Origin of the sequence: Halorussus lipolyticus, from assembly GCF_029338375.1 — an archaeon.
Taxonomy (GTDB): Archaea; Halobacteriota; Halobacteria; order Halobacteriales; family Haladaptataceae; genus Halorussus; species Halorussus lipolyticus.
This window is the reverse complement of the sequence record NZ_CP119805.1, coordinates 161,396-184,868: the sequence shown is the minus strand read 5'-3', so window position 1 is coordinate 184,868 and position 23,473 is coordinate 161,396. Positions and strand designations below refer to the sequence as shown.

The 23,473-nt window shown below is 64.4% G+C and carries 20 protein-coding genes; 9 read left to right on the top strand and 11 right to left on the bottom strand.

Annotated features, from left to right (window positions below):
* Window positions 1-10 precede the first annotated feature (10 nt).
* The 3 genes from P2T57_RS17905 to P2T57_RS17895 all read right to left on the bottom strand — a co-directional run bounded on the left by P2T57_RS17905 (window position 11) and on the right by P2T57_RS17895 (window position 3,345).
* The gene (locus tag P2T57_RS17905) at window positions 11-1,225 is read right to left on the bottom strand and encodes an ABC transporter permease (RefSeq protein WP_276302496.1); all 1,215 of its coding nucleotides are present in this window, start codon (window positions 1,223-1,225) and stop codon (window positions 11-13) included.
* A gap of 64 nt (window positions 1,226-1,289) precedes the next feature.
* A complete protein-coding gene (locus tag P2T57_RS17900; RefSeq protein ID WP_276302495.1) occupies window positions 1,290-2,528 on the bottom strand; it encodes an ABC transporter permease in 1,239 nt (412 codons plus the stop codon).
* A gap of 58 nt (window positions 2,529-2,586) precedes the next feature.
* A complete protein-coding gene (locus P2T57_RS17895) occupies window positions 2,587-3,345 on the bottom strand; it encodes an ABC transporter ATP-binding protein (RefSeq protein ID WP_276302494.1) in 759 nt (252 codons plus the stop codon).
* A gap of 334 nt (window positions 3,346-3,679) precedes the next feature.
* Here P2T57_RS17895 and P2T57_RS17890 point away from each other — a divergent pair, with 334 nt between their 5' ends.
* Window positions 3,680-3,895: a hypothetical protein gene (locus P2T57_RS17890; RefSeq protein WP_276302493.1), complete on the top strand. Its 216-nt coding sequence runs from the start codon at window positions 3,680-3,682 to the stop codon at window positions 3,893-3,895.
* A gap of 91 nt (window positions 3,896-3,986) precedes the next feature.
* Here P2T57_RS17890 and P2T57_RS17885 read toward each other — a convergent pair whose 3' ends face one another.
* Window positions 3,987-4,298, bottom strand: coding sequence for a HalOD1 output domain-containing protein (locus tag P2T57_RS17885; RefSeq protein WP_276302492.1), 312 nt, complete (start codon window positions 4,296-4,298; stop codon window positions 3,987-3,989).
* A 326-nt stretch (window positions 4,299-4,624) separates the two neighbouring features.
* Here P2T57_RS17885 and P2T57_RS17880 point away from each other — a divergent pair, with 326 nt between their 5' ends.
* Window positions 4,625-6,307 (top strand): alpha-amylase family protein, encoded by a 1,683-nt coding sequence (locus P2T57_RS17880; RefSeq protein WP_276302491.1) that lies wholly within the window; start codon window positions 4,625-4,627, stop codon window positions 6,305-6,307.
* Window positions 6,308-6,319: 12 nt separating this feature from the next.
* Here the strand turns inward: P2T57_RS17880 and P2T57_RS17875 are convergent, their stop codons facing one another.
* The 3 genes from P2T57_RS17875 to P2T57_RS17865 form a co-directional block, all read right to left on the bottom strand.
* A complete protein-coding gene (locus tag P2T57_RS17875; protein ID WP_276302490.1) occupies window positions 6,320-7,987 on the bottom strand; it encodes an outer membrane protein assembly factor BamB family protein in 1,668 nt (555 codons plus the stop codon).
* Between the two features lie 245 nt (window positions 7,988-8,232).
* Window positions 8,233-8,622, bottom strand: coding sequence for a DUF4112 domain-containing protein (locus P2T57_RS17870; protein WP_276302489.1), 390 nt, complete (start codon window positions 8,620-8,622; stop codon window positions 8,233-8,235).
* A gap of 52 nt (window positions 8,623-8,674) precedes the next feature.
* Window positions 8,675-10,072, bottom strand: coding sequence for a hypothetical protein (locus P2T57_RS17865; RefSeq protein WP_276302488.1), 1,398 nt, complete (start codon window positions 10,070-10,072; stop codon window positions 8,675-8,677).
* 370 nt (window positions 10,073-10,442) lie between these two features.
* On the opposite strand from P2T57_RS17865, the gene P2T57_RS17860 reads away from it, so the two are divergent.
* A complete protein-coding gene (locus tag P2T57_RS17860; protein ID WP_276302487.1) occupies window positions 10,443-11,585 on the top strand; it encodes a glycosyltransferase family 4 protein in 1,143 nt (380 codons plus the stop codon).
* Between the two features lie 49 nt (window positions 11,586-11,634).
* On the opposite strand, the gene P2T57_RS17855 is transcribed toward P2T57_RS17860, so the two are convergent.
* Window positions 11,635-12,987: a hypothetical protein gene (locus P2T57_RS17855; RefSeq protein WP_276302486.1), complete on the bottom strand. Its 1,353-nt coding sequence runs from the start codon at window positions 12,985-12,987 to the stop codon at window positions 11,635-11,637.
* 388 nt (window positions 12,988-13,375) lie between these two features.
* Here P2T57_RS17855 and P2T57_RS17850 point away from each other — a divergent pair, with 388 nt between their 5' ends.
* Genes P2T57_RS17850 through P2T57_RS17840 form a run of 3 tightly spaced genes read left to right on the top strand, consistent with a single transcriptional unit; the run spans window position 13,376 to window position 16,744 of the window.
* Window positions 13,376-14,413 carry a Gfo/Idh/MocA family protein gene (locus tag P2T57_RS17850; RefSeq protein WP_276302485.1) on the top strand — a complete coding sequence of 346 codons (1,038 nt, stop codon included), beginning with the start codon at window positions 13,376-13,378 and terminating at the stop codon, window positions 14,411-14,413.
* Between the two features lies 1 nt (window position 14,414).
* A complete protein-coding gene (locus P2T57_RS17845; RefSeq protein WP_276302484.1) occupies window positions 14,415-15,332 on the top strand; it encodes an NAD-dependent epimerase/dehydratase family protein in 918 nt (305 codons plus the stop codon).
* Window positions 15,329-16,744: an oligosaccharide flippase family protein gene (locus P2T57_RS17840; protein ID WP_276302483.1), complete on the top strand. Its 1,416-nt coding sequence runs from the start codon at window positions 15,329-15,331 to the stop codon at window positions 16,742-16,744. The genes P2T57_RS17845 and P2T57_RS17840 overlap by 4 nt, the downstream gene beginning before the upstream one ends.
* Window positions 16,745-16,779: 35 nt before the next feature.
* Here P2T57_RS17840 and P2T57_RS17835 read toward each other — a convergent pair whose 3' ends face one another.
* Window positions 16,780-18,183 (bottom strand): PQQ-dependent sugar dehydrogenase, encoded by a 1,404-nt coding sequence (locus P2T57_RS17835; protein ID WP_276302482.1) that lies wholly within the window; start codon window positions 18,181-18,183, stop codon window positions 16,780-16,782.
* A 95-nt stretch (window positions 18,184-18,278) separates the two neighbouring features.
* Between P2T57_RS17835 and P2T57_RS17830 the strand changes: the two genes are divergently transcribed.
* Window positions 18,279-18,536, top strand: coding sequence for a hypothetical protein (locus tag P2T57_RS17830; protein ID WP_276302481.1), 258 nt, complete (start codon window positions 18,279-18,281; stop codon window positions 18,534-18,536).
* Window positions 18,537-18,552: 16 nt separating this feature from the next.
* Here P2T57_RS17830 and P2T57_RS17825 read toward each other — a convergent pair whose 3' ends face one another.
* Window positions 18,553-19,281, bottom strand: coding sequence for an HAD family hydrolase (locus tag P2T57_RS17825; protein WP_276302480.1), 729 nt, complete (start codon window positions 19,279-19,281; stop codon window positions 18,553-18,555).
* A gap of 378 nt (window positions 19,282-19,659) precedes the next feature.
* Here P2T57_RS17825 and P2T57_RS17820 point away from each other — a divergent pair, with 378 nt between their 5' ends.
* Both P2T57_RS17820 and P2T57_RS17815 read left to right on the top strand, forming a co-directional pair.
* Complete coding sequence (locus tag P2T57_RS17820; RefSeq protein ID WP_276302479.1) at window positions 19,660-20,655, top strand: ATP-grasp domain-containing protein; 996 nt, start codon at window positions 19,660-19,662, stop codon at window positions 20,653-20,655.
* Entirely contained in the window at window positions 20,652-22,640 is a 1,989-nt protein-coding gene (locus P2T57_RS17815; protein ID WP_276302478.1) for a hypothetical protein, read from the top strand. Before P2T57_RS17820 ends, P2T57_RS17815 begins: the two co-directional genes overlap by 4 nt.
* Here P2T57_RS17815 and P2T57_RS17810 read toward each other — a convergent pair.
* Window positions 22,619-23,392, bottom strand: coding sequence for a glycosyltransferase family A protein (locus tag P2T57_RS17810; RefSeq protein WP_276302477.1), 774 nt, complete (start codon window positions 23,390-23,392; stop codon window positions 22,619-22,621). The two genes, P2T57_RS17815 and P2T57_RS17810, sit on opposite strands and share 22 nt — an antisense overlap.
* Window positions 23,393-23,473 lie beyond the last annotated feature (81 nt).

Below are 23,473 nucleotides of genomic sequence, written 5' to 3'. Positions count from 1 at the left end.
AGGAGAAGTGTCACCGAGAGAGCGCGTCGATGCCGACCGTCCGGAGGGTCCGCCACCCGGCGACTGCGGCCGCCAGCGTCCCGATGACCAGCGCGATTGCGCCGCCGAGGACGAGGACCGACCCCGGTGCCTGCACCAGTCCCTCGAAGCCGACGATTTCGGCGGCGACCCAGTTCAGGCCGACCACGAACGGCGGCGTGACCGCGACGCCGAGGAGTCCTCCGACTGCGCCCAACAAGACCCCCTGCGCGGCCACCATCCCGACGAGCGTCTTCGACGAGACCCCGAGCGCGGTCAGCGCCGCGAGTTCCTCCTTCTGCTGGAAGACGACGATGGAGAGGACGTTGAGCGTGAGCGCGAACCCCGCGACCACCGCGAGGACCACCAGCGCGCCGCCGACCGCGATGACGACCGCGTTGTGCTGGAGAATCGAGCGCATCTGCTCCTGATTCGTCCGGACGTTGTAGTCGGGGTAGGCCCGCTGTAGTTCCTGCTCCATCGCGGACTTGTCCACGCCGTCGTTCAGCGACACCGTGATGAACGTGGCCTTGTCGGTCCCGGTGGTGCCCGTGACCTCCTGTAGTTCGCTCAGGTGGGTCGTCACGGTCGGTGCGCCCAGAAAGCTGGAGAACGTCGGGGAGATGCCGACGACCGTGAACTCGTGTTCTCTGGCGCTCTCGACCGACCCGCCGACGTGGAGCGTGTCGCCGACGCCCACGTCGTACATCTCGGCAGTCCGGGAGTCGATGATGACCGTGTTGGTCATCGGCCCCTCGTAGGTGCCGTTGGCGTAGTGAACGTCGGGTTGCTCGAAGCCGGGACCCTCCGTGATGCTGACGAACGGGCCGCCGCCGGGGACGCCGACTCCGACCAGCGTCTGCATCCCGCCGGAGCCATTTCCGACGTAGACGGCCCTGAACGCGAGTGGCACCGCGGCTTTGACCTCCTCGCGCGATTCGATGTCGGCCGAGACGTTGTGCGCGCCGAGGATAGAGGTGCCGAACCCGCCGGGACCCTGCGAGAGCGACCCGCCCGTGACCCAGAGGTCCCGGCCCGAGGCGTCGAACTTCTGCTGGCCGGTCTCGAAAACCCCGTAGCCGAGACTGGCCAGCAGGGTGGTCGAGAGGACCGCCACCGCGATGCCGACCACCGCGAGGACGGTCCGGGCGCGGTCGTGGCGGAGTTGCGCGCCCGCCACGGACAGCGCGACCCGAAGTCGGCTCATCGGTTCACCTCCTCGGCGGCCCGGTTCCGGGCCGCCGCGATGAGGCGACTTCGGAGAAGTCTGCTCATCGAATCACCTCCGCGACGCCCTCGGTACGGCGCTCCATCGCCAGCAGGTAGGGCACGACCAGTAGCCCGATGAACGCCGAGACGCCCAACCCGTAGACCACCAGCAGGGGGTGGAAGTTGGCGATGGGAACCGGCGCGATGGCCCGCGTGGCGGCGTAGTTCGTGACAATCGTCGTGCCGTAGGCCAGCACGATGCCGAGCGCGCCGCCGACGAGAGTGAGCGCGAGGGCTTGGACGACGAGGAGAACTGCTCTCGCTCGCCGGGAGAATCCGATTGCGGTCAGGGTGGCCAACTGCTCGCTGTCGGCTTCGACCTGCAACCCCTGCGTGGTGGCGACGAACAGCGCGCCGACCACGATGGCGATGAGGAGGGCCGCCAGTCCCATCGCCAGCGGGAGGTCCGAGTCCACCGAGTTCTGGGCCGTGAACCCGGAGCGAGTCACCGCGCTCGCCCCGGTGAATTTGTTTTCGAGTTCGGACTCCAGACCGCCGGCGTTCGACTGGACCAGAATCTGGTCGGCTTGGTCGGCCGACTGCGCCCCCGAGATGGCTTGCAGTTCGCTCAGGTGGACCACCATCACGGGCATCCCCGAGAGGCCGGACTCGACGCTGGCGGGTTCGACCGCGGTGACTCGCAGGTCGCCCTTCCCCGACCCCGAAAGCGCGCCCTTCATCGTGAGCGTGGCGTTGGGTCCGACGCCCAGACTCTCGGCCGCGCCCTCCGAGAGGACGGCCTCGCCGGTCCACGTCCCGTCGTAGCTACCGTTAGCGAAATAGGGGTCGCCCGCGGTCAGCGGCGCTGTCGGAAGCCCGGCCACCCTGTCGAGTCGCGGGTCCGGGACGACGCCGACGCCGAGGAGGTACTCGCTTTTCTGGCCGGTGCCGACTTTCAGGACCTCGATTTGGACCGGGCTGGCGTACTCGATGCGCCGGTCGGCGGTCAGGTTCGCGCTTTTGGCGTGAACGTCGCCGAGTTGGGCCGACCCGGTGGAGACGACCATGGTGGACGCGCCACCCGACTGGGGGACGACCCAGTAGTCCACGGCGTCTCCTCGGACGGTTGTGCCCTGCACGAGGCCGAGTCCGGTCGCGGTCACGACCAGCATCAGCGCGACGGCGACGGCCACTCCGAGGACGCTCACCGCGGTCTGGCGCGGCGCGGTCCGGGTCGCCTTGGTCGCAGTTCGCCGGAGTGCGACCCCGACGAGACCGAGCCATCGGGTCAGGTTCGACACCGCGTTCCCTCCTTGGCGGGGACCCGACTCTCCTCGTTCACGAGGACCCGACTCACATTCACGACGACTTCACCTGCCCGTCTCGCAGGCGAATAACCCGGTCGGTCCGGTCGAGCGCCTGCTCGTCGTGGGACGCCAGCACCACCGCGCGGTCCTCGGCGAGGTCCCCGAGGAGGTCCAGAATCGTCGCGCCCGTGTCGGTGTCGAGTTCGCCGGTCGGTTCGTCGGCGAACACCACGAGGGGGTCGCCCGCCAAGGCCCGAGCGACCGCCACGCGCTGTTGCTCGCCGCCGGACATCTCGCCCGGTCGGTGAGTCTGTCGGTCGCCGAGTCCGACTCGTTCGAGGAGGTCCCCTGCCTCCTCCCTGCGCTCTTGCTTGCCCATGCCGCGCTCGACCAGCGGCAGGGCGACGTTGGCCCGCGCCGAGAGCGACGGCAGGAGGTGGAACCGCTGGAAGACGATGCCGACCTGCTCCAACCGCAGGCGGGTGAGTGCCTGCTTGGAGAGGCCAGAGACCTCCTCGCCCGCGAGCGTGACCGTCCCGTCGGTCGGCGTGTCGAGGCCCGCGAGCAGGTGAATGAGTGTGGACTTGCCGCTTCCGCTCGGGCCGGACAGGCCGACGAACTCGCCGCGCTCGATGGTCAGCGACACCTCGTCGAGCGCCGTGACGGTCGGCAGGTCGTCTCTGCCGTCGTCGCCGAACGACAGCCATCCGCCGTCACCGCCGCGTTCGTAGGTCCGCGTGACTCTCGAACACTCTACGACTGCCTCTCTCCGTCCCGATTCCTCCGTCGCTGTTCGTGTACTCGCGTCCATCAAGTCCCCCACCAGAACGGACGTGTAGAAGACGCGAACGCACTTATCGTTTCAGGCCGTACAGCAGACAGCGTGGTTAAATCAACCGGACGCTGAATTTCGCGTTGATTGTCGCTCGCCGTGAGACACACTCGCGTTCGTCTACAGGGATGCTCGTCGCAAAACGGCCAGAGTGTTTGAGACGTATACTGTTGGCTTAAAAATTGATTATTCATTCCTAAAAGTACAAAAATAATTGTGGGGTCGTCCTATTCTCTGCCAGCATTGTTCCGGTCGCTTACAACATCCCGAATAGCAATGTACGTTCATTACATATTTTTGCTGGGGCATCACCATGGACGTGATAACCGCCTTAGAGGCCGCGTCCGGCGACGGGGGATACTACCACCTGTTGAACGAGGATGCGACCGCGAGCGTCTGCGGTACCGTTCAGAAAGATACGCTGTTCGCGGGCCAAGCCCACGAAATACTGCCGAAGGCCGAGGCCGAGCAACAGGGTCTCGAACCCTGCGCGCGCTGTATCGACTACGCCGAGGAAACCGACACGTAGCGTCTCCCGACTGCGCCGTTCCGATTCTCCACTCTCCTGCCGTCGTCGCCCGGCGGGCCTCTCGACGCCGCGGTTCCGACGCCGAAGTCGCTCACCGCACCGACTCCCGAATGACGATGCGTCCGTGGCTCTTGACCGTGACCTCGTGGTCGTGATAGTCGAAGGTCACACAGCACTCCTCGGCTTTCTCCGTCATCGGTCGGAACAACTCGTCCAGCGCGTCCGGGTCGATGCTCGCGGCCTCGTACAGCGGGTCGAGGTCGGTCACGACGCCGCCGATGACCTCCACGAGCGCGAGCGGCACGGCCACGCTCGGTGGTTCCGACGGGTAGCCGTAGGTCGCACGGTACGTTCCGGTCACCGGGTCGGCCTCGACGATTTCGCGCTTCGGCTCGAAACTCATATCCGGGCTTTCGATAGACGGGTTCTTTAAAAAGGTAGACCGTCCTGAACGTCCCACCATCTCACGGAACGATTGCGATGTTCTTCGGAAGTCTTTCTCACTTCCCGGTAAAATTATCTCCTCGATAATCGCCATTCGATACTAGTAGCGGAGAATTTCATTGCGTCCGGTTGTCAGCCCCCGATAGCGTTCTCTCTCTGTCTCGTGTGGCTGATTTCACGTCTGCCGACTTGAACTCGCGTTCGACCGGCAACGTCCCTTCACTGGACCGTTTCGCCGTGTCAGTTTTCCCGCTACGTACCCACGAGTGACCAGAGGGGTGTGAAATGGGAACGAAAGACCGCTGGTACGAAAACGCGACGTTTTACGCCATCGACGTAGAGGCCTTCGCCGACGCGAACGGCGACGGCGTGGGCGATTTCGAGGGGTTGAGTGGACGACTCGACTACCTCGAAAGTTTAGGTATCGACTGCATCTGGCTCCTCCCGTTCTACCCGTCGCCTAACCGGGACAACGGCTACGACGTGACCGATTATTACGGGGTTGACGACCGCCACGGAACGCTGGGCGACTTCGTGGAGTTCGTCCGCGAGGCCGACCGGCGCGGTATTCGGGTCATTATCGACCTCGTGGCAAACCACACCTCCGACCAGCATCCGTGGTTTCAGTCCGCCAGAAGCGACCCGGAATCGCCCTACCGCGACTACTACGTCTGGCGCGAGGACCTGCCCGAGGAGCCAGACCCGTCCCGCGGCCCGGTGTTCCCCGGCGAGGAGGACACGGTGTGGAGTTACGACGAGAAAGCCGAGGCGTTCTACTACCACCGGTTTTACCACTACCAACCCGACCTGAATCTGGCCAACCCGGCGGTCCGCGAGGAGATTCGCAAAATCATGGGCTTCTGGCTCGAACTCGGCGTCTCGGGCTTCCGGGTGGACGCCGCGACCCTGATGATAGATCACAAGGGCGGACTAGAGTCCACGAAACTCGACGACCCTCACGGCGTCCTCCGGGACATGCGCCACTTCGTCGAGCGCCGGGGAGACGACGCCATCCTGTTCGCCGAGGCCGACGACGCGCCCGAACGCCTCGGCGACTACTTCGGGGGAAGCGTCGGCGGAAGGGATGCCGACGGGACGGAGGTATCCGCCCGCGAGGGCGACGAGATGAACGTCCTCTTGAACTTCCTGCTGGACGCCTACCTCGTGTTGGGCCTCGCCGAGGAGGACGCCGACCCCATCCGGGAGGTGCTGGACATCCTGCCCGAGATTCCCGAGGGCGGCCAGTGGGCCAACTTCCTCCGGAACTACGACGAACTCAACGTGGGCCGACTCCCGCAAGACGACCAGCAGAACGTCTTCGAGCGGTTCGCGCCAGACGAGACCATGCGAATCTACGGCCGGGGCATCCGCCGCCGACTCCCACCGATGCTGGGAGGCGACTCCGACCGCATCCGGATGGCTTACAGCCTGCTGTTTTCGCTCCCCGGCACGCCCCTGTTCGTCTACGGCGACGAAATCGGGATGGGCGACGACCTCGAGTTACCCGGCAGAGAGGCGGTCCGGACGCCGATGCAGTGGTCCGACGAGAAGAACGGCGGGTTCTCGACGGCCGACCCCGAGGACTTGGTGCGCCCGATGGTCTCCGGTGGCGAGTACGGTTACGAGTCGGTCAACGTCGCCGACCAGCGCGGCGACCCCGACTCGCTCCTCCAGTGGTTCTCGCGGTTGAACCGCCTCCGGGGCGAGTGTCCCGAAATCGGCCACGGCGACTGCGAGGTCCTCGATGTTGACGACCATGCGGTCTTCGCCCACCGGATGGCGAGCGACCACGGGACTGTCGTCGCGGTCCACAACCTCGGCGACGACCCCGCCGAGGCCACCCTCGAACTGGACGACCCGGTGCGACTGTTCGGGGACGCGACGTTCGAGGAGACCGACGACGATAGCTGGCGGTTCGAGTTAGGGCGGTACGGCTACTGCTGGGTGCGCGAGGAGAACGGGGCGTAGCGACCCCCGCGGTTATCGCGTCACCGTGAACGATTTCGTCCGGGTGTCGGTCCGACCGCCGTCGCTGTGAACCCGGAGCGTGACCGACTTCTCGCCGGGCGTCTCGTAGGCCGCCGTCGCGCCCATTCCTGTCGCGTCGGTGGTGCCGTCGCCGGTCAGGTCCCACTCGTACTCGCCGACGGGGCCGACCGACCGCTCCGCGAAGAACCCGATTTCTCTGCCGACCCGGAAGGTGTGGGGCGGACCGTCGTCGCGCCGGTCCATCCGGCGCATCCGGAATCCGGCGGTCACCCCTCCCCGACTGCTCTGGCCGCCCCGACTGCTCTGACCGTCTCGACTGTTCTGACCGTCTCGACTGTTCTGACCGCCATCGCCCAGAGCGTAGAGTCGCCCCTCGACCCAGAGGTAGAGCGTTCCGTCCGCGACGACGCAGTTTCTGGGGCGTCCTCGCTGGCCGAAGTTGTACTGACAGCGGTGGGTTCCCGTCTCCGGGTCGAGGACGTGGACGGCCCTATCCCCGGCGGTGAAGTAGACCGCCTCGTCGGTCACGGCGGGCGAACTGGCCGACTGTCGAGCGAACCCCGGATACCGGTAGTTCGGACGCCGGTGGGACCACTCGTCGGCCCCCGTCTCGGCGTCGAAGGCGCGTATCCCGCCTTCGACCGGCGCGTACAGCGTCCCGTCGGCGACCGCGAGTCTGCCATCGACCTCGTGGTCGAAGACCCTCTGCCACCGTCCTCGCCCGGTCTCGGCGTCGATAGCCCCGACGAGCCATCGCTTCGGGTCCGCAGTTATCGCTCCGAAGTGTACCCGCCCGTCGGTGACCGTCGGCGACCCGGTTGTCACTGCGAGGCGGCGGTCCGCCGGAGTGTACGACCAGCGACGACGCCCGTCGCTCGCGTCGAACGCGACCACGCCGGCCGAGGACTCGTCGTCTGCCGTGGACTCCTCGGCGTCCACTCGATAGCCGCCGGCGTAGACCACGCCGTCGGCGACGGCGCAGGACGACACGATGGGGGCGAACTCGCGCCACCACCGCTCGGTTCCGGTTTGGGCATCGACCGCGAAAATCCCCTCTCCGTCGCGGGAGGTGTGGGTGCCGTAGACGACGCCATCGACCAGCGCGACCGGGTGGAACCCCCGCTTTCCCGGACCGTAGCGCCACTCGATTCGCCCCGTGGCCGCATCGACGCCGTACAACTTGCCGTAGTGGTTCCCGACGACGACGATGCCGTCCTCCACGGCCGGTTGCCAGAGGCGGTACTCCGGAATCGCCGTCTCCCACCGACGTTCGTTCGCGGACACGTCGATTGCTCGCAGGGCTTGGCCGTTCTGGTCGCCCGGCGAGTTCGTGCCGCTCGCGTAGACGACGCCGCCCGCCATCGACACCCCCGCGCTGAAATCGTCGTCCTCGGACCGCCAGTCGATTCGGAGGCGGTCGCTCGGTCCGGCAGACCCGGCCTGATAGTTGGTGTTCCGGGCGTCGAGGCCCGGTAGCGGCCAGTCTGCCGACGAGGAGTCGGTTCCAGCGGTCGAGTCGTCGTCCGCGGCGGCCGACCCGAGTGGCGATTCGCGGAGGGAAGACCAGAGGCCCGAGGCGACTGCGGCCGTCCCGACGCGGAGCAGTCTTCGCCGCCGGGCGCTGACGGAGAAGTCTACCTTCGAAGCGGGGAAATCCATAGCTGACGGCTCCTCGAATCGGTGCGTTCGAGTTTTGTTATTGGTAGAATAACAGGCTTAGGCGGCGGAAAACTCGCGCCGCTGGACGGCGGTCGGAGTCACGGTCACGGTCGAGCGTCGGTGCCAGCGTTCGGTGTCGGCTACGTGCGGTTCTATAGAAACATTCTATTGTTTTAGGGACATAAAATTATTTCTTAGAAAAATGAATATCTATGTTTGGGGTACTTAGCGCACCGCTTCGGTCCCTATACCGAGTCGCTGAACTCGTCTTCCAGCAGGGCGACGTTGCGCTCGTTGGCCTTCCAAACCGCGTCGATGAGGGTCCCGAGGACCGGAATCGAACCGATAACCGTGTCCACGCCGATGTTGAACAGCATCTTCAGCACGGTGTCCCGAGAGGCCCCCATCCGTGCCCCCTCGGCGACGATGTAGAGCGAGATGGCCGCCGAAACGGCGTCACCGCCCACGGGCAGAATACCGAGGATTGGGTCCAGCCCGATTTTGTAGTTGATGCCCGGAATCTCTATCGCCTCGTCGAGGAGGTCGGCGACGACTCGCACGCGCTCCATCCCCGGCGGTTCGTCCTCGACCGATACCTCGATGGGTTGTCCTTCTTCGTCGGGTCCGAGTTCCATGGGGCCAGATTGGTCGCGCGAGGGGAAAGCGTTGGTGGCCTCGTCGGTCGAACTATCCGACTCCGGTTCCGGCGCTTCCGAGCGCCCGGAGACCGCTGGTGTTCGTCCCTGAATGCACCACGTCGATGTCCTTGGCTGGTCCCCAGTAGAAGGAGGGTTTCAGCGGTTGATTCGGACTCGTCAGTTTGACGATGTTCTCGTTCGGCGGTTCTTGGCCGAGGTACGGTCCCATCATCTTTCTGCCCGGTCTGTGGCCGTTCCAGACGTCGTAGGCGACTTCGTAGACGTACTCCGGCGTGTTGAACGAGGTTTCGGTATCGACTTGCCGGACCTGTCCAATCGAGACCGGCATCTCCCCTTCGAGTCGCATGAGGGCCGGCGGCGTGGCGACCAGTCTGGTCGGTTCCCAGTTGCAGGTGTTGATGATGGGTTTGCCGTCGCGCTCCTGCCGGAGAATCTGCCCGCTTGACCCGCCGAGGTTCAGGTTCTCGAACACCTGCGTCCCGCCCCGCGTTCGGATAACCGTCGAGTTTCGGCCGCTGGTACTCGCCTTGGGATAGGCCGCGATGGTTGCGAAGTACTGGGCCGGACCGTAATAGGAGTTGAACTCGAACAGCGCACCGTGGTTCCCGGCGTCGCTTCCGTAGACGGTGAGCATCTGGTGGAAGGTTTCGAACGGCCCGACGTTGCGCTCGACGCGGTACACCGAGTTGTTCCACCCCCAGAGGACGAGGTGGCCGACGGTGAGTCGCTCGGTATCGCCGTTCACGTGGTGGATTGCGACGCCGGTACTCTTCTTGCCGGCGGGACCGTTGAGTGCGAATCCGTCCATCTCGAACTGCCGAACGTGGTCACTGCCGTTCCGCTCGGCGTCGAAGACCACGCCGTCGGTTTCGGTGTTCGTGATTCTGATTTTGGACGTTTCCGCACCCAGTCCGATGATTCCGCACCCTGACTTCGCGTAAATCGGTCCCTTCTCGCGTATTTTGGTCGGCGGGAGCATGACGCGGCCACCGCCCTGCTCGTGTACCATGTTCATCGCCTGCTGGACCGGACGCTTCGATTTGGTCGGGTCGATGGCGTCCGACGGGGAGAGGCCAGACGCGACGGGTACGACGAGGTTGTCGCTCTGGGCCGTGTACGGCGCGTGGAGGGCCGAATTCACGACGTCGCTCTCGGTGAGTGATTTCACGTCGCCGTCGCTGACGCCGGTCCACTCGCCGTTCGCACCTAGCAAGATACCGTCGCGGTCGGTCAGACCGACGTCGAAGTCGCCCGGCCGAGGATGCTTCTCCCGGAGTCGCTGTGCGTCCGGTTCGGCGTATATCTCGCCGATACTCCCGGTCGAATCGCTCCGCGAGTCGGCCTCGCTGTCGAGCGGGTGCGGACTCCCTTGTACGAGTGCCAGTACTCCAGCGAGATACTCGCGCTTGCTCAGTTTCGGCGTCATCGGCGGCCTCCGCTCGTTCGGCGTCGTTTGAGCATCGAACCGAGTCGGTTACGCCAGAAAATAACTGGCGGGCCTTTCCCTTCGAAATACGGGGTTATCGGCGGTCTTTTGACGGATGTCTCCATCGGGGACAGTTCGGCGTTTCATCGCTTCAACCTGTCGGCTATTCTCACCGACCGGCCGATACCCGAGAAAAACCGATAGCCGCGCTGGTCCGCGAACGAGCCCCAGCTACAATCGACTGGCGAATTGTTCTCTCGAAACACGAACTCGCCCGTAGCTTTATTGACGTTGCAATCGACCAACTGCTGGATAGGAATCCGGACTCGGCGGGGAGTCCTCCGGCGTCCGATTCGTATCGGAGAAGGGTATGAACGTACTGCATCTGCTACCACACACGCCACGAGTCGCCGGATACGAGTCAGAAGCGACCTTCTTCGAGACGGCGGAGTACTACGACCGGTACTGCACATCTCTCGCGGAGCGAGGCCACGAGGTGGAGTTAGCCTACTTCTCCCGACTGGAGGACCCGCCGACGGGGGACGGCTACCGAATCACGCCGCTCGTCGTGGACGGCGGGAACGAGTTCGGCAAGGAAATCTCGGTCGAGTCGGTTCGATACCTCCGCAATCACGACGCCGACGTGCTTCACATCCACGGCTACCATCAACTCAACGTACTGACCCTGTTGCCCTCGTTGGTCACGGACAAAAAGGTCGTGTTCCACAACCACTCCATCGGCTACGACACGTCGGAACTCCGGACGCGACTCTGGTATCGATTCCTGTCCCGGTCGGTCCTCCGAATCGCCGACCACGTTATCTCGGTCAACAGCGACGAGCTAGAGAAGTTGACTCGATACGGGATGTCGGACGAGAAAGTCTCCTACGTCCCGAACGGCGTGGACAGCAGACTATTCACGCCGATGGAACAGAGCGTGGCCCGGCGGGCGCTTGGTCTCCCGCAGGACGAAAAGATGGTGCTGTTCGTCGGCCGTCTGGAACGTGTGAAGGGCGTTCGGACCCTGCTAAAGAGTTTCGCGGCGGTACGTGACGCCCATCCCAACGCGCGACTCTCTCTCGTCTACGGCGGCAAAGACTCCGACGAGTACGAACGATTGACTGCCATCGCCGCGGACCACGGCATCGAGGACGCCATCGAGTGGGTCGGCCGGGTCGAGCGCGAGCGACTCCCGCTGTACTACAACGCGGCCGACGTCTGTGCCTTTCCGTCCTACGAGGAGGGGTGTTCGATGGTCACGCTGGAGGCCATGAGTTGCGGCCGGGCCATCATCGGGACGACGGGCCATCAGAGCGGCCAGCCGCTCGTCCACGGCGAGAACGCGCTCGTAGCGTCTCCGGGTTCGGTCGCGGACTTCGAGTCGTACATCGACAGGCTCCTCATTCGGGACGACCTCCGGCGGGAAATCGCCCGGAACGCCCGCGACGAGGTTCTGCACGGTTTCATGTGGGACGCGGTGGCCGAGGAAATCGACGTGATATATCGAGAGTGAGACCGTTTCGAAAAAGAAAACGACTGTTCGGTGGAGTTCGGGAGTCGAACTATCCCATCGGAGTACCGGCGTCGCCCAGCGCCCGCAGTCCGCCCGTGGAACGCTTGGAGTGGTTCACGTCTACGTTGTCCGGTGACCCGTAGTAGAATGATGGTCGGGACGAGTCGGCGGGTGCGGTCAGGTTGAGAACGTTGGCCCGAATCTCACCGCGGTTGTCGGCGATGCCGATGCGCTTGCGGCACGGCGGGGTGCCCTGCATGCTCTCGTAGCCGACCTCGTAGACGTACTCGGTCGCGGCGTTCTTGACGCGAACCTTGTCCACGATACAGGCTTGGTCGCCTTCGGCGAGGACGATGTGGCTGGGGGCCGAAACCTGTTCGATGGCCTCGTAGTTGATGTAGTCGCAGTTGACCTGCGCGTCCCACGTCTGGCGGAGGACGCGGCCGGCCGACCCGCCGATGTTGAAGTGGTCAATGTGGTGGGTGCCGCCCTTGAAGCAGGCGATGTTGGAGTTCGACCCGCTGAATCGAGACGTCGGGTAGACGGCCATCGTGCCCCACGTGTTGGCGGGACCGTACCACGCCTGCCAGTCGATGAGTGCCTCCGAGGAGTCGCTTCCGAGGTGGCCCGCGTCGCACATGTAGACGATGAAGTTGTCGTGGCGACACTCGAAGGGGCCGGTGCTGTTGTTCCGGTCGACCTTATAGATGGAGTTGGCCCACCCGGTGAACGCGATGCGGTCCATGTGGACTTGATGGGTGTCGCCCTGCACGTGGTGGATTGCGATGCCCGTCCTCGACGAGAGACCCGGACCGGAGAGACGGAACCCGCCGAGGTTCATGTGTTCGACCTTGTTGCCGCCGTTGGCGTTAGCGTCGAAGACGATACCGTCGGCGCTGTTGTCGCCGATGTGGATGGCCGACGAGAAGATGCTGGTCCCTCGAAGGTTGACGCTCGACTTCATCCGGATGTTGCCGGGCGACTGGACCGTGGTCGGTGGGAGCAGGACTGTGCCGCCCCCGGCGCTATCGACCAGATTGATAGCGTCCTGAATCGGCGTATCGGTGCTACCGGGGTCGATGGCGTCGCCGGGGGTCAGGCCGGACGCCATCGGGACGACCCTGCCCGCCAGTCGCTCGGCGCTGGCGGACCCACTGGAACTGCCACCGCTGTCCGACCCGATAGTGCCGAGCAGATTCCACTTCGACCCGTTTCCGAGGTAGACGCGACCGGTGTCGGTCGCAAGGAACTTCGCCCCGTCCCGCGGTTGGTAGTTCCCTCGGTTCGAATCGCTGTCCCGAATCTCCACGTCGGTATCTAGCTTCTGGAAATTCTCGTTGATAGGAACGTGCCAGTCCTGCACACCCTTCTTGGGCGTCGTGAAATCGTGATTCTTCGTCATTTTAACACTCTCCTCCGGCTTCGAATACTTGGTAGTTAGGAACTGATTCCGCGAAATACGTCGAGAACTGCGAGCTCGCTCGTCCGGTAACCGGCCTAATATACTGCCCGTCTTCGAGGCGTCGTCCTCCTTTCGGGCGTCCATCGCGTACCATGCGATTTCAATGCTACTCTTGCATATTAAGAACCTTTCGATGGCGGCCGGCTGACTTTGATTCTATTTCGATAAAAGCTATTTCGAGATGGTATCCTCGGATTACACTCGACATAAAACAATTATCTCTCGCTGAAGTCCAGATTTAGTTACGATGGCTAAGGTCTTTTGGAGGGTCCTCGGTAGCGCGAACGGGCGGGTAGTTTTAAGATTCGTAGCACCGTTTGACCTCCAGATGGGACTAACCGTGGGGATAATCGGTGGGGGAGCGGTCGCAACGGGGTATCACATCCCGGCGTTCGAGGCACATCCGGAGACGCGAATCGCGGCAGTCGCCGACTTGGACGAGGAGCGCCGCGAACACGTCGCGGACGAACACGGGATACCGGCGACGTATTCGGACGCCGAGACGTTGTTGGCGAACGAGTCGCCGGACTTGGTGAGCATCTGCACGCCGCCCAACGCCCATCGCGGTCCCTTCCTCCACGCGGTCCGGAACGACTGTCACGTCTTCTGTGAGAAGCCGCTAGCGACGAGTCCCGAAGCGGCACGGGAGATGGCTCGGGCGGCCGACGAAGCGGGGGTGAAGACGCAGGTCGGCTATCTCCACCGGTACTACGCGAACTACCAACGCGCCGCCAAAATGGTGGACTCGGGTCTCCTCGGCCGACTCGTGGAGGCCAACACGACCCACCACGCGCCCCCACCGAACAAGCAGTGGTACTTCCGGCCGGACGCCGGGGGTGTCGTCCGTGATTTGCTCCCACACGTAATCGACTTCGGGACGGCGGTTTTCGGCGAGCGACCCGAACTCCGAAACTGTCGGATGCGCTATCTCTCCCAAGACGACGTAGCGGACGCCGCGACGGTCCAACTCGACTTCGACGGCGCAACGATGACCGCTTCGGTCGGATGGACCCAATCGAACGCCGGATTTCTCTCGCGGACGGTACTGGTCGGCACGCAGGGGTGGCTCTCGGTTGACCCCGACGAACTTACGGGCCAGATTAACGGTCGGCGCGTCAAGTTCCACCGCGGCCGACCGCCGCTCCTCGACCTTCGCCTCGTCGAAATCTTTCCCGCCGTGGAAGACGATGCCCATGAGACTCGCATCCACGATTTCGTGGACCGAGTTCGGGACGGCCGACCACCGAGGACACCGGTTGAGCAGGGTGTCGCCATCACAGAGATAATAGAAGCGTGTCACGAGATGGCAGACGGCGAGGCCAAACACGCGCCGGAACTGGCCCACGCTACAGGCGAGGAGCGATAGCATGAGTGTCCTCGTCACAGGCGCGACCGGTTTCGTCGGACTGAATCTGTGCGCCGCGCTTGCCGACGACGGCGAGGAGGTCACGGGTCTCGTCCGCCAGTCGTCACCAGTCGAGCGACTGCCCTCCGACATCGCTGTCGCCCGCGGCGACATCACGAACCCGGCGTCGCTGGACGACCCGATGGCCGAGGCCGATTCGGTGGTCCACCTCGCTGGCGCGGTGTACGACTCGTCCGACATGGACGCGGTGAACGTCGAGGGGACCGAGAACGTGATACGGAAGGCCGGCGAACACGGCGTCGGGCGTGTCGTCTTCACGAGTACCCTGACGGTACATCCGGATCTGTCCGGAGACCTCGACTCGGCCTACGAGCGGACGAAGGCCGAAGCGACGACCCGAATCGAGGACGCCGATTTCGCGTCCACCGTCCTCTACCCGACGTACATCTGGGGGCCGATGGACTTTCGACTCACTCGGTACGAACACGTCCGGCCGGTCGTCTCGAACGCGGTTCTGGCCCCGCCGCTCTACACCCACGACGAGTACAACATCGTCCACGTCGGCGACGTCGTTGATTCGATACGGAGCGCACTCGACGGGTCGGCGAAGCAACACCAGTTGGTCGCCGGCGCGAACGTCGAGGCCCCGGAACTCCTCCGGACGATTGCCGCGGCGACCGATAGCGACTGTCGGGTCGTAGACGTTCCCCGAACGCTGACGAAGTACAGCATCGGTCCCGTCCTCGACTTGCTCCACGAGAAGAACGTCATCCCCGTGGACAGTCGTCCGCTTCTAGAACGTGCAGATTACGGTACCGTTCCCGACGAGATGGCGTACACCGCCCCGGTCGAACAGCGGTCGTGGAAGCGAGCAGTCGCAGATACCTGTCGCTGGTATCGAACCGCTGGCCTGATATGAACCTGACCGGAACGAGTGTAAAGTTGTTCGTGGCGAGGACCAGCAACGCCCTGCTGGGGTTTCTCGCCATCATCTACTTCGCTCGGGAACTCTCCCCGGCCGTGATGGGGACGTTCTTCCTGTTCGAGGCCACGAACGCGACGTTGGCCATCGTCGCCGACTTCGGCCTCTCCGGTGCAGTCGAGAAACGCATCAGCGAAGGCGACGACCCCGGACAGATGGTCGGGGCGGCGCTCGCCCTCAAAGCGTCGTTCTTCGTCGTTATCGCGTCGCTACTTGCGGTTTTCTCCGGACCCATCAACGATTATCTCGGGGCCGAACTGGTGGTCCTGCTCGTGATTGCGATTCTGGCCCAAGACCTCGCGTCCCTGTCGGTCCACACCCTCCGGGGCGAACTCCGAGTCGGCCAGACCGCAATCCTCAACTTCGGCCAAGGGATGGCCTACGCTGTCGTCGGGGTCGCGCTGGTTCGGAGCGGATTCGGCATCTACGGTCTCGTCTACGGTCTCATCGCTGGCTACGCGGTGAAGTTACTCGGCGGGGTCGTGCGATGTTCGACGACGATAGCGATTCCCCAGAAACGCCACTTCCGGTCGCTCCTCGACTACGGCAAGTACAACGTCGTCTGGGCTATCGGCGGTCACACCTATCACTGGTTCGACGTACTCATCCTCGGGTTGTTCGTGAGTCACCGATTCGTCGGCGCGTACGAAATCGCGTGGCGGATTACGGTGTTCACGCTCATGTTCAGCAAGGCGATTGCGACCACGGTGTTCCCGCAGGTCAGTGAATGGGTGAGTACCGGCGAACGCGAGAACGTGAAAGCACTGGTCTCGCGGGCGCTGACCTACTCGCTTCTCCCCGTGGTTCCGGCCTTCTTCGGCGGAGTCCTGCTCGCAAAGCCAATCATGGGACTGACGTTCGGGAAGAACTACGAGTTCGCGTGGCTGGTTCTGGTCGTGCTGTTGGCCGGAAAGCTGTTCCGGGCCGTAGACGTGGTGTTCGACCGCCTCCTGCTCGGGTTCGACCGCCCGGACCTCGGCGCTCGCGTCGTTCTCGTCACCGTCACGGTGAACATCGTGTCGAACGTCGTCCTCATCCAAGCGATTGGCTTCGTCGGGGCCGCCATCGCTACTGCCGGGTCGGCCGCGATTAACGCCGTCCTCCTCGGTCGCTACCTCGTCCAACTGACCGAGGTAGACGTTCCCTACCCGGCCATCGGTCGGTACGTCCTCGCGTCGCTGGGCATGACTGGCGTCCTGTGGTCGCTCCGGACGCAGTTCAAAATCGACACCTTCCCGAAACTGGCCGGGACCGTCGCGCTCGGGGCAGTGCTGTACGCCGGACTCCTCCTGACGTTCGACCCCTTTCGGCGGGAGTTCTTCACGCGAGTTCGGGAGATACTGGCTTGACGGCACGCCGTTTCGCCCCGACCGTCAGGGCGGTGTCAGGGTGGTGTCAGGCGGTAGACTGTCCCGGTCCCCTCGCCGAACAGCGTCGTGAGGACGTAGAGGTCACCCGAGGAGTCCCGGCCGTAGGACAGCAGGGCCTCGCCGAGTTCGCCGTCGGGGGTCCCGGCAATCGAGAGGCGTTTTACCGGGCGCAGGCCGTCGCCGGAGTCGGCGGTCGTCGTGGCGAATAGCTGTCCGGTCCCTTGCGCGAAGAAATCGCCAAAGAGGTACTGGCCTTGGAGTTCCGGGATGTCCGGATTCTGGCAGACGTAGCCACCGATGACCGAGGTTCCGAACTGGTCGCCGTTTCGCTCCTGCGGGTACGAGACGATTGGGTCCACAAGCGGGTTGCCCCGCACGGACCCCTCCGGGCAGATGGGAAGCGGGCCGGGAAACAGCAACTCGACGAACGAAACCGGTTCGGGCATCTTGTCGGGCACGACGCGGCTGTAACAGCTCGTTCCCTCCTTGACGTTCCACCCGTAGTTACCGCCCTTCCGGACGAGGCTCACCTCCTCGAAGTTCTCTTGGCCCACGTCGCCGACGTAGAGGTCACCCTCGCTGAACCCGAACCGGAAGGGGTTGCGAAAGCCCCACGCCCACTGCTCGTCGCGGCCGTCTGTCCCCACCAGCGGGTTGTCGTCGGGCACCGCGTAGGGCTTGTCCTCGGCTTGGTCGTCCACGTCGATGCGCAGGATGCTCCCCAGCAAGTTCTGCTCGATGTCCTGTCCGTTCCCGCCCCGGTTCACGGGATACCAGTCGTCCGCGTGACCCGCATCGCTGTCACCGACGCCGCCGCCGTCGCCGACACCGACGTAGAGATAGCCGTCCGGCCCGAAGGTGATTTCGCCAGAATTGTGGGCGTTCTGCGGCTCTGGAATCTCCAGCAGGCGACGCTCGGCGTCGGGGTTGGCGGTTCCGCCTTCGGCCCGAAACTCCGAGAGGACGAACGTGTGGCTGTAGTTCGGCGGCACCTCGTCGGTCGGCGGCGCGCTGTACCGGACGAAAAACCGGCCGTTGGTCCGAAAGTCGGGGTGGAGTTCGAGACCCAGCAGGCCCATCTCCCACCCGGTGAGTTCGGCCATCCGGTCGCGCAGGTCCAGAAACGATTCTGGCTTCGGGTCGTCGGCGCTCCGGTCGTACCGGAACACGGTGCCGAACTTGTCGGCGACGAACCCCCAGTCGGGCGTCGCCGCGAACGCGACCGGTTCGCGGAACCCCGAAACGACCTCCTCCAGTCCGACGCTCGGTCCCTCCCGAATCGGACTCGTCTCTGCTTCCAAATCTATCTGCGAGGCGTCAGCGCGACCTGAATCGCCCCCGTCCCGATTCCCGGACAGTGCGGTGACTCCTCCGGAGAGAGCGGCGACTCCTCCTAACAAAAACGCCCGGCGGTCCATGGGGTGTCCGAAGGAACGGGATATGAAAAGTACGGGCGATAGTTCAGCCTTCAAGCACCGCATAGCTATAAGACTGGACGCCAGAGATTGCCTCGATGGCAGTCACGAGTGCGCGGGACGTGGCGAGATACGGAATGGGTGTGGCGGTCTACGTCGCCGCGGTGTTTCTGGCTGGCGGCGGACTGTTCCTCGGTGGCTACTTCCTGAGCCAGTCGCTTTTCGAATCGACATCTCCGAGCGCCACGATAAGCGTCTGGGCCGCTTTCATCGCCAGCGTCGCCGTCGTCCTCGTCGGTCTGTTCGCGGTCCTCTACAAAGTCATCGCCGACGGGATGGCGGTGCAAGCCGACTGAGTGGCCGTCACGAGCGTCAATCGAGGTCGGCGAGCAACGCCGGCAGGTCGGCGAGTCGCCCGACAGTCTCGTCCGGCGTCGTCCGGTCTGTCGGTTCGGCGTCGGCATGCGGGCCGCGCTCGACGCGAATCGTCGTCATCCCGAAGTCGTTGGGGTGCGCGAAGTCGATTTCGGGCCGGTCGCCGACGAACGCCGCTTCGGACGGGTCGGCGTCGAGGAGGTCGAGGAGTCGCTCGAACGGGTCGGCCTCGCGCTTGGTCAGGTCGAGTTCGGGTGCGACCAGCACGGCGTCGAAGTAGTCAGTCAGGCCCAGTCGGTCGAGTTTGTCCCGGCCGTTGGTCCCGCCGGTCAGCAGGCCGAGTCGGTACTCGTCGCCCAGCGTTGCCAGCGTCTCGCGGGCGTCGGGATAGGGGTAGAGCGGGGTGTCGGTGTCGTGGTAGGCCTCGACCAGTCGGGGGACCAGCGCCGTCGGCAAGTCGCGCTCGGCCAATACGTGGTCGAACGTTCGTTCGGTCACTCCTCGGCCGAAGTACGCCTCGCGGAGGTCCGCTTCGAGGGTTTCCGGGTCGGTGATTCCCTCCTCGGGGTCGCCGAATTCGATGGGGGCGCGGTCCTCCTCGGAGTGGACTTCCGAGACGGGTTCGGCCTCGGCGAGGGCCTCGGCGGCGGACGCGAGGCCCGCGGCCACGTATTGGCGGTCGTCGAACAGCGTCCCGTCCAAATCGAATCCCACTGCGCGAAGCATACCTCCGTGGTTCGACCGGCAAGAGTACAGGTGTTTCGCCGATTCGGGACTCGCTGATACCGTCGGAAAGCGGGGTCTCGTCGGAAAGCGACGAGTACAGTCGTGTGGCGACCGTTCTGTCGTTCGGCCGGACATTTGCGGTGGTTCGCCCGATTCTAGAATTATACCTCACTCTATGAGCATTAATATTAATTGGTAAATAAATACGTGAGTTGCTTTCACCGCGAGGACACCCCATCCCCGTCGTGTCAGCGAAGCCAAGTCGGTCCTCGCTCGTCGCCGCCGACCGCCCACCGTTCCGGCAGTTGATTTCACCCGACCACGGCCAGAATCAGGAGCTAAGCTATAACAACCGAACTGGCGTACAACTGCTGTCAAATGGCGACGGTACTCGTAACGGGGGTCGGTGGCGTCGGGGGAACAGCGACGGTCCAGTCGCTACAGCGACACAGCGACCACGAGGTGGTCGGCGTCGATATGGACCCCGACGCCGACGGCCGGTATCTGGTGGACCGCTGGACGACCGTTCCGGCCGCCGAGGACGCCGACTGGCCCGACGCGATGGCCGAAGCCGTCGCTGGATTCGACGCCGACGCGGTTATCGTACTCGTGGACGAGGAGCTAGCCGAACTCGCCCGACTCCGCCAGAAACTCGACGGCGTGCCGGTCGTCGCTCCCGACCAGCGGACTATCGACCGGTCGCTTGACAAGTACGTCCTCGCGGAGTGGCTGGCCGACCAAGGGCTGGCGACCCCCGAGACGGAACTCGTTTCGGAACTCGATGGCCTCTCGTCCGCGCCGTTTCCTGCCGTGGTCAAACCCCGCCGAGGGCGCGGGAGTCGCGGCGTCGAGCGCGTCGATTCCGCGAGCGAGTTGGACGACTACCTCACGGCCAGCGACCGCCTGACCGACGAACTCGTGGTCCAGCACCGCCTCGACGGCACCGAGTACACCACCAGCGTCGTGGCAACCCGCGACGACCGACTCCTGAGCGTCGTTCCCAAGGAAGCCATCGAGAAGGATGGATGTACCGTCCGCGGAGTAAGCCGGTTCGAACCACGGGTCATCTCGTCGTGCCGGCGCGTCCACGATGCCCTCTCGCCCGGCGGCCCCGTCAACGTCCAGCAGATTCTCGACGCCGAGGGTCGGCCTCGGACCATCGAAATCAATCCCCGGTTCTCCTCGACGGCCTGCCTGACCGTCGCGGCGGGCGTGAACGAACTCGACTTACTCGTCCGCGACGCACTCGGCGAATCGGTCGCCACGCCCGGCGAGTTCGAGGACGGCGTGATGCTCGCACGCTACACCGACCACGTGTTCGTCTCGGAGGACGACGCCGAGCAATCGAAATCTCTGCGGAGGCAACGGCGGTGAACTTCGACCGACTCGCCGAGTGGCTCCCGGCGGTCGGTTTCTTTTCGGCCGTCGCCGTCTTGCTCACGCTCTCGGCGTTCGTTCCGCCCTCGACTGTCGTGCGCGCCGGGTACGGCGTGGTCGGGGCGATGCTCGCGTGGGTCGTCACGAGCGTCACGGAGCGACGACTCGTCAGCGACGAGTCGTCTCGCGTCTCGGGCGTCACCTACGCGAAGGTCCTCACGATACTCGCGTCACTGGCGATTGGCACCGTCGCGCTGACCGGCGAGCGCGTCGTCGCGCTTCTGGTCTTCCTGCCGGTGGGGTACCTGCTGGTGGCCGTCCAACTCTGCCGGCGTCCGCCGGTCACGACCACGTGCTATCAACTCGCCATGCTTTTCGCCGTCCCACTGCTGGCCAAGTACCTCTCGACCGGGATGTACTTCGGCGCGTCGGACGTTTTCTTCCACCTTCGGGCGGTCCGGGCGCTCGTCTCCGGCGGGTCGTTCGCCGACATCCCCATCTACTACTCGATTCATCCGAACTACCACCTCGTCGTCGCTACCGTCCGGGCCGCGACCGGACTGCCGACCTACGAGGCGCTCGTCTTCACGGGTATCTCGCTGTTCACCGCGCTGGTAGCGGCCGCTTTCCTCGTCGGCGAGCGCGTGGCGAGGAGCAATCTCGTCGGATTCGGCACGGCGATGGCGTTCACCGCGGTTGACCTTCCCTCCTACTCCGCGTTCTACTTCACGCCGCGGGCGTTCGGATTCGCGCTTCTCCTCGTCGGCCTGTCTCTCACCGTCCGACTGCTGGATACCACGGACCGCACGCTCTCCCGACGACTCTCGGTCGTCGTCGTGGCCGTGGTCGCCGTGATACCGCTCACCCACCACCTGATGTTCTTCCTCGCGTTGATTCCCTTCGGGACGGTCCTCGCCTTCGGCGTGGCGAAGGCGGCGCTCGAACGACCGGCGAAGGGACCAGTTTCGAAGCGAGTCCGCTACTCGTGGGCCTTCCCGGTGGTGCTGTGGCTAGTCGCGCTCTTTTCGTACTGGATGTACTCGGCGAGTACCTTCCTCAGAACCGTCACCTACGCCATCGTCGCGGTCCTCCTCTACGCTTCCGAGGGTGGCACCAGCACCTACGCCTACGGCATCACGCTCCCGGTAGACGACGTTGGACAGGCGATAGCGTGGTTCCAGACGCCGGGCGCGATTTACTTCACCGCCTTCACCGCACTGTTGCTCGTCGGTGGCTACGCCACGATTCGGAACCCCGGCCGCGAGACGCCGCTCGTCCTCGCCGGAACGTCGCTCGGCGTGTTGCTCCTGCCGCTTCCGGTCGGGTTTCTCGGACTGTATCGCCTCGAATTCACCGTCACGCTCGTCGTCATCTTCGCTATCGGTCTCGGCATCGCCCGGACCGTCTCGGTCACTCGGACCGCCGGGTCCGGAACGTCGGGATTCGGGGGCGGTGGTCGCCTCGCACTCGCGCTGTTGGTGCTTGTCGCGGCCATCGGCACGGCAGGCGCGTTCACCGCGGCGACGGGCGACGACGTGCCCGAACTCAACGCCGTCAACAACCCGACCGCCAAGACTTCCTTCGAGGAGTCGGAGTTTCGGATGCTCAAGCAAACCGCTGAGTTCCTTCGGGCGCATCGGTCCGGCGCGGTTTCGACGGACAAGACGACTCGTCTGGCGCTCCAGTTGCAGGGTCTCTCGGGACTGAGCGGTCTCGAACCGACGGCGACCCGACTCCGGGCCTCGCCGGGCCTCGTCGTGACCCGGTCGGGATGGCGACACAATCAGGTGCCCACGGGCGAGGGATTCACGCAGGGGAGTTTCGGCTACTTCCTCGTCTCTGAAAGGCGCTACGCCGAGTCGACCGCCCGATACGACAAGGTGTACGCGACGGGCGGGTTCGAGATACTGAACAGCCAGCGACCCTACCGCCTGTTCGAGGGAGCGAACCGAACCGCGTTTCAACCGAACGCCAGCGAGTAGACGAAACTCCGCACGAGGAGGACGAACGCCGAGGGGTGTGGCTGTATCCGGAGTGCCCTGTCGAAGTACGTGACCGCTCGGTCGTAGTTGCGCTCCTCGTGTTCTCTGACGCCGAGGTCCGTGAATAGCTGGTTGTAGAACGAGGGCACGTATGGCCGGGCCTCGGGGACGCGCTCGTCGGCCAGCGCGGCGTATCGCTTGCCTTGCTCGCGGAGTTCGTCGGTCGGCAGGCCGATTGCGGTGAGACTTGTCGAGTGGTCGCGTTTCTCGAACAGGTTGGGACAGGTACAGACGCCGGCCACAGAGGCGGCTTCGAGTACGAACAGCAGGTCCTCCCACGACCGAAGCGTCTCCTCGAACCGGGTATCGACCAGTCGCGTATCGACGACCACCGACGACGTGACCTCGTTGAGGTCCCCGACCAGTATCTCGAAGACGAAATCGTCCACGGACGACACCTGCCCCTCGACGCAGAGGCCCGTCCCGGTGACTTCGAGTCGCCTCAGTTGGCGCTCCAGTTTGTTGGGATACCACCGGTCGTCGGCGTCGAGGAAGGCGACAAATCGGGTCTCGGCACGTTCGATGCCGACGTTTCGCGCTCCGGCGGGACCGCGCTCGCTGTCCTCGACCACGATTGTCTCGGTGGGGACGGATTGGGCGTCCACCGACCGTTTTGCCGCCGCCAGCATCTCGTCGGGCGTGTGGTTCGGGTCGTAGGGTATAACCACTGAAACCGGCTCGTCGGTCTCCATAGCCGCTGTAATTCGGTCTGCTACTTCATGGTTTGCCCCGCCCACTATCTTCAAGTGTTCGATAACGTCGGTAAGGGTAGC